A 5,839-nucleotide genomic window follows, 5' to 3' on the forward strand; every position below is an offset into this window, starting at 1 on the left:
AATTGACCGCTTACTTTGATAGCATTGTTTTTTGATATTTTTAGCTTGGTAGTCAGGATTTGATTCGATGAGATTAACGATTTTAGTTTCAATTTTTGCAATCTGATTTTTAAACACCGTTAGGATTGTTTTATAATGTTCGGTTTTATTTAGACTTAAGGGCGATTGATTTCAAATGATTAATCTGATAACTTACTGGAATTATTGATAAATAAAGTTATTTTTAGATGAGTTTTTGAGAAGCATCTGAATGTTTTTTCAGAATTAATTCTAATACGCAGTTATGTATACAGGGAGTTACGTTGAGTAGTGTACAAACTTATTATCTATTTGGTTTTATTTTACTATCCGCAATATTAAATGCGTTCGTAGAGAGCGAGAGTATTGGTATAAAACTGTTGTGTTTAACTCTTTTATTCACAACTTTTGTGTTTGCTTCTTTATTTCATAGTTTAAGAATTAAGCTGGCTAAAGCTGAAGATAGAAATACATAGCAATGCACACAGGGCAACGAATAAATACTCGTTCGTTAGTTTTTAAAGCCGCAAGGAAGCGTTATGAAATACCAAAAAAACTTTTTTAACTGGCTTTGGTTAAGCATCTTTTCAATCGCAATAGTAGCGGGTATTTTTCAGCTAGGCCACTTAATAGGTCTTGTTGCCTATTCAAATGATTTTAGCTTCAATTCAGTTAGTATTTTGCAATTGGGGCTAATTTGTTCAGGTATTTGCGGAGTATTTGGGTTAGTTAGAGCCATCAATAAAATGAAAATATCGCATCAATATAGCTAACGAGTATTTTGGCAAAGTATTGTCAAAACCTTAAATGGTGCAAATATCGGGGCTTAAAATTTAGTGGGGGCAGGGTAAAACTTTTATAAAAAGATAAGTAGTTGTAAGCGTTAACCATGCCACCCATTGTTAAATTTCTACCCGTTGTTAAATTTCTAGAGCGAGCTGTATTTTGAGTACTTTTTTAGGCATTTTTTTACTGATACTGCCATTGATCTTTTTTGGCATTTATTCAAATCATGAATTCGATTTATCGCTTTCGGATAACTTAAAAAAATGGAAATGGGGTAAGTATTTTGCCGTTATTCTTGTACTCATATACATAGTCTATTTACTGATGTATGGGCACAGTTACGTTGTCATGGGTGCCGGTGAAACAAGCACGTATTTAGAAGATTGGGTGCTGTATTATCTTGTGCCAGGTTTATGCTTAGCGGCAGTAATATATTCCAAACCAGTAGGTTACTTTTTTGGTGATAATAGCTCAGAGTTTGGCTCATCGATTAAAGAAGATGTCGCTTTTATGCTTGGCCTTCTGTGGTTGTTATTTTTTACTTGGCAAATATTCTTAGAAAGCTTGTAAACGACACGAATTAATCTGGCATCCATTGTTAAATTTTTACCTAGCCTTTTAAAGCCAGCTAGTAAAGTGAAGCTAGACTGTTCACCCTTTACTATGATTAAGTGCCACGCAGGCCATAAATGCAAAGAGTAAACACCTGGATTCCGGCTCAACCGCATTGCCGGAACGACGGTGAAAAAGTAGGTTAATCTACTTGCATCCAATCGACTTGAACGCCAGCTTGCTCAAACATATCTTCGCTGACTTTAATCTTATCTCCCCAGCGTGACAGGAAATCTTCGTTGGGTTGTGGGCTATGCACGGCGCGTAATCCTGTTTGGATAATCTTTGCGGCGCAGTTTGGGCAGGGGAAGTGGGTTACCCAAATCTCACAGCTACTGAGATCTCGTTTGGCATGGAGAATGGCATTTTCTTCGGCATGAAGCGTTTTTAGCAGTTTCATTTCACGGTTATCGGTTTCAGCGCTATCTGATATTCCGTGAGGATAACCATTAAAGCCTAGCGAGACGATGCGATTGTTTTCGGTGATTACAGCGCCAACTCGGGTGGAGGGATCTTTACTCCAAGATGCTACGAGCTCGGCCATTTGTAAAAAGCGTGTCGCCCATTTTGTCATCATCTTATTGCCGTTCCTATGCTTTATGTATCACGTTAATTATTATTTCAATTAGGCGCTATTCTCTATGCAGAACAGTGATAAATCAACCTTCAATATTCTAACCTGGACCCACTTACTCTTTCTTATATTAAGTAGGGTTATGGTGCGTCTGTATAGCGGAATTTGACTGCCAATTATTTAGGTCGCGTTTACTTATTCCAATGAGATAGTCCTAATTACTCTTCATTACCTACTCTTCATGACTCAGAATAAAGTTATTAATCGCTTTTGATATTAGGTCTTTTTTCATTGATGTGCGGGAAACGGGTTCGTTGAACCAGAAGCTCATTGGTTGGTCAAAACCGATACCGTGCATGTAGTTGTAGATTGCTTTACGCAGTCCTTCGCCCAGCATGTCATGATCCGTTCCGGTCGGGTCGGTGAAATCGACATCGTTTTCAGCAAATAAGATCTCTGGGCGCTCAGCAAGGGTGATACCAAATTCCTCTGGGTTCATGCCTATCGGGCTGTGGATGGTGGCGACAAAACGGTGCCAATAGGCTGACTGGAAACAACCAAGCTCCATCATCTGACGCACCATTTCTAGCGAGTCTATGGTTTCTTGCTCGGTTTGTGTTGGGAAGCCATACATTAAGTAAGCGTGAACCATAATACCGGCATCACTGAATGCTTTGGTTACATGGGCGACTCGCTCAACGCTGACGCCTTTTTTCATCAGTTTAAGTAGACGATCTGACGCCACTTCAAGGCCGCCGCTGACGGCGATACAACCTGAATCTGCCAGTAATTGGCAACGTGCTGGGCTAAAGGTACGCTCAAAACGGATATTGCCCCACCAACTGATCACTACGCCGCGTTCAATGAGACGTTTTGCAAACGCAAATAAGGTTTTTGGTGGTAAGGCTTCATCGACAAAATGGAAACCAGTTTGTCCGGTTTCTTCGACAAGCTCTACGATTCGATCAACCAGCACATCGGCGCCTGCAGTATCGTAGCGGTCAATATAGTCCAGGCTGACGTCGCAGAAGCTGCATTTACGCCAGTAACAACCATGGGCTATGGTCAGTTTGTTCCAACGTCCGTCACTCCAAATGCGGTGCATTGGGTTGAGCATTTCACATAAAGACAGGTAGTCACCTAGTGGCAGGCCGTCGTAAATGGGTGCGCCGACCTCAGATTGTGGAATATCGTGCAGCTGTGTGTTTTCATTGAAATGGACATAGGGCTGGCCATTTTCATCCTCTGCGAGGAAATAGGTTCGCACTAAATCGTCTATCTCACGCTTGCCTTCAAAATATTCTAGCAGAGTGATAAGCGGGCGTTCGCCGTCGTCCAGACAGATAAAGTCAATAAACTCAAATACACGAGGATCTTTTAGTGCGCGCAGCTCGGTATTAACAAACCCGCCGCCGATGACGATAGGAATGTCTGGATTAATGGCTTTACAGGTCTGCGCAATACGTAACGCGCCCAGCATATTGCCGGGAAACGGCACGGTTAATGCGACAACACTTGGTTGGGTGTCTTCCAGATACATCTCGACCAGCTGCTCCAAAATTTCAGAGCTGAAACTCGGCTCACCCATTAGGGTGTCGTAGAGGTTGTCAAAGCTTGGGTTGGCCGCAGCTAATTTCTCGCCATATCGACTGACTTCAAAGTAGGGATCAACGCCCTGAGTAATAACGTTTGATAGATCATTAATAAACAGGGTGGCCAGATACTTGGCTTTATCTTGTACGCCTAAATTACCAAAGGCGGCTTGCAACACGTCGCCAGATACCGCTTCCATTTCAGCAATTGCATCAAACGCTGGGCCTTCGGGTAAAAAACGGCGGGTGTTAATCCGCATTGCAAGGCTGGGATCTTTGCCCTGTAAAAAGCGAATGGCAGGTTCAACAGTCAGGTGATAACGCTCAAATTCAGCCAGAAAGTTAAAAATGACATCTGGCAGTTCGTCGTCTTCAAAGTGTTCGAAGTTTTCTTCTACGTGCTGACGAATAATGTCCAGCGCAGGTGCTGTCATCATCTCAAGAAAAAGCTCAATCGCAGGATCTCGCTGAACCGCCTCATAGCCTCGTGAGCGTAAAAAACCGGTTAAATACGCTGTTGCTGGATAGGGTGTATTCAGCTGGGTCATCGGTGGAGTCATTAGAAGAACGGTCATAGCCTGCCTTGATCGTAAAAGCCGATAAAAATGAGCTCGCATTCTAACAGTAAAAATAGTTCAAATCCTGTTAATTCCGGCTTTCATCTGGCTTGCTAGTAGGCATCATGTTTTCGCCACATGATGACGATTGGAAGAGAAAAGTATTTTTTGAATGATATTAAAGGCCAATGGCTTATCAATGATCAATATTTTGATCTTTTAAATATGAAGGGCAGTTCGAGTTGTTATTGCTCTTAACAAAGAGCAATAACAACGGGCAACTGATGGTGGTTAATTGGTAAGAATAGGCTTTAAATAGCCAGTGCCAAGTTGGCGCATTTGTTTTTCACCCCAAGCCACTCTTTGACTAAGATATGGGGTTAAATTGTTAGGGTTTCGGTTACGTGGGCTTGGCAGAAGCACCGCTAGGCGCGCTGCTTCGTTGTTGGATAGATAACGGGCAGATTTGTTAAAATAATGCTGGCTCGCCGCCTCGACGCCGTAAATACCTTTACCAAATTCAGCCACGTTTAAATACACTTCTAAGATACGCTTTTTGCCCCAAATCGCTTCAAGGCTCACGGCCAACATGGCTTCCAAACCCTTGCGAACAAAGCTTCTTCCCGGCCAAAGTAACAGGTTTTTCGCGGTTTGCTGGGTGATAGTACTGGCACCACGCAGGCCATCGCCATCATCGTACTGGTTAAGGGCTTTAGTGATGGAGTTAACATCAACCCCGAAGTGCTCTGGAAACAGCTGATCTTCTGCGGCCACTACGGCTAATGGCATGTGGGCTGGCAGTTCATCAATACTTATCCAGTGCTGACTAACCGGATAATCGCTTTGCAGCATAAATGACGTTGTCGGTGGCGGTACAAATCTAAGCACCAGCAGGAATAGCGCCAGTAATAGCAAAAAACGCCACATGACAAACCATGTCCAACCGAAAAAACCTCGTTTACGATCTGTCATTCACTGCCTCATGTTATGTTTAACGAGCCTGTATGGGCTTTGTTATTTTCGACGTGCAGAGTATAGGATATTGGGCATTAAGGCCAAAGGCTAATCAACCTTGTGTAAACTTAATATCATAAGAGACATTTACATGGTGAGTCATTTAGTCATCCAGTCCTAATGCCCTAATGCGCTAATCAACTCGGTTGGGCTTTTAACAAGATTGTCTGTATGTCTGCCAAACTGGTTTGCCATTGATGATAATCAAGCCTAATAGGGTAGGCGCTGTTATCGACCATAAGCACTAATGAGGGGAATCCTTGAATGGGAAGTTGGCGAGCAAAATTGATTTCGTTGAGCAATTTATCTTCTGTTTCATCAGCGTTTAATTGCTCTGTGAACAAGTCTGCAGGGATCCCTAATTGAGTCGCAATCGATACTAAAGTATCAACATCAGATGGGTTGCGTGCATTAAGATAATAAGCCTGTTGAATGGCGTTGATCATCTGTTGCTCAAGCCCATATTGGCGAGCAATGATGCTGGCTCTGCATGCTGGGTAAGTTGATCGCCTTGGTTGGCAATGTTGCCAAAAGTCGTGATTAAATTCTGTACCTAATTGTTGGTTAATCTTATGCCAGGTTTGTTGTAACATTTGCTGCATGGGTTGCGGCATTGGTTCTGCTGAGTCGGGCGCTAAACCACCCACTAGATACTGTAGACTCAATTGCTGACTAAACTGCTGTTG

6 protein-coding genes are annotated in these 5,839 nt (G+C 42.6%); 2 read left to right on the forward strand and 4 right to left on the reverse strand.

The features are described from left to right. Positions 1–557 precede the first annotated feature (557 nt). Both H5202_RS17145 and H5202_RS17150 read left to right on the forward strand, forming a co-directional pair. Positions 558–791, forward strand: a complete 234-nt coding sequence (locus H5202_RS17145) for a hypothetical protein (protein ID WP_182773147.1) — start codon at positions 558–560, stop codon at positions 789–791. A 172-nt stretch (positions 792–963) separates the two neighbouring features. Beyond that, positions 964–1,374 (forward strand): hypothetical protein, encoded by a 411-nt coding sequence (locus H5202_RS17150; protein WP_182773148.1) that lies wholly within the window; start codon positions 964–966, stop codon positions 1,372–1,374. Positions 1,375–1,558: 184 nt separating this feature from the next. Here H5202_RS17150 and H5202_RS17155 read toward each other — a convergent pair whose 3' ends face one another. The 4 genes from H5202_RS17155 to H5202_RS17170 all read right to left on the reverse strand — a co-directional run. Next, positions 1,559–1,993, reverse strand: coding sequence for a dCMP deaminase family protein (locus tag H5202_RS17155; RefSeq protein WP_123776657.1), 435 nt, complete (start codon positions 1,991–1,993; stop codon positions 1,559–1,561). Between the two features lie 229 nt (positions 1,994–2,222). Beyond that, complete coding sequence (locus H5202_RS17160) at positions 2,223–4,157, reverse strand: B12-binding domain-containing radical SAM protein (protein ID WP_182773149.1); 1,935 nt, start codon at positions 4,155–4,157, stop codon at positions 2,223–2,225. Positions 4,158–4,430: 273 nt separating this feature from the next. After that, entirely contained in the window at positions 4,431–5,111 is a 681-nt protein-coding gene (mtgA, locus tag H5202_RS17165; protein WP_182773150.1) for a monofunctional biosynthetic peptidoglycan transglycosylase, read from the reverse strand. Positions 5,112–5,290: 179 nt separating this feature from the next. Next, positions 5,291–5,839, reverse strand: a 549-nt coding sequence (locus H5202_RS17170; RefSeq protein WP_182773151.1) for a DsbA family protein, incomplete at its 5' end; no start/stop codon positions are given.

Origin of the sequence: Shewanella sp. SG41-4, from assembly GCF_014164505.1 — a bacterium.
In the GTDB taxonomy this organism is placed as follows: Bacteria; Pseudomonadota; Gammaproteobacteria; order Enterobacterales; family Shewanellaceae; genus Shewanella.

Coding starts and splice junctions, on each gene's coding strand:
- H5202_RS17155 (WP_123776657.1), bottom strand. CDS start 1,993: ATGATGACAAAATGGGCGACACGCTTTTTACAAATGGCCGAGCTCGTA.
- mtgA (WP_182773150.1), bottom strand. CDS start 5,111: ATGACAGATCGTAAACGAGGTTTTTTCGGTTGGACATGGTTTGTCATG.
- H5202_RS17160 (WP_182773149.1), bottom strand. CDS start 4,157: ATGACCGTTCTTCTAATGACTCCACCGATGACCCAGCTGAATACACCC.
- H5202_RS17145 (WP_182773147.1), top strand. CDS start 558: ATGAAATACCAAAAAAACTTTTTTAACTGGCTTTGGTTAAGCATCTTT.